The sequence below is a fragment of the Aeromonas sp. MR16 genome (assembly GCF_022549315.1).
Taxonomy (GTDB): Bacteria; Pseudomonadota; Gammaproteobacteria; order Enterobacterales; family Aeromonadaceae; genus Aeromonas; species Aeromonas aquatica.
In genome coordinates this window covers 1-407 of sequence record NZ_JAKZFK010000077.1, presented here as the reverse complement: position 1 = coordinate 407, position 407 = coordinate 1, and the positions used below count along the sequence as shown (strand labels likewise).

Below are 407 nucleotides of genomic sequence, written 5' to 3'. Positions count from 1 at the left end.
GATGGCCGCCAGTGGGGCTTGAATCTGCAATACAAGGTACAACCGAGCCCGGATGGGCTGGCACAGGCCTTTATCCTGGGCGAAGAGTTTATCGGTAGCGATGACTGCGCGCTGGTGCTGGGTGACAACATCTTTTACGGCCACGACCTGCAGAGACAGCTGGAAGGTGCGGCGGCCAAAGCCAGTGGTGCCACCGTGTTTGCCTATCACGTGCATGATCCCGAGCGCTACGGCGTGGTGGAGTTTGATAGCAAGGGAACGGCGATTTCACTGGAAGAGAAGCCGCTGGAGCCCAAAAGCAATTATGCGGTGACGGGGCTCTACTTCTATGACAACAGCGTGGTCGAAATTGCCAAGAGCCTGAAGCCGTCACCTCGTGGTGAGCTGGAGATCACCGACGTCAACCG

General features: G+C 57.7%; 1 protein-coding gene. It reads left to right on the top strand.

Annotated features, from left to right (window positions below):
• On the top strand, nucleotides 1–407 hold a 407-nt coding region (locus MM194_RS21810; RefSeq protein WP_277605186.1), incomplete at both ends, for a sugar phosphate nucleotidyltransferase.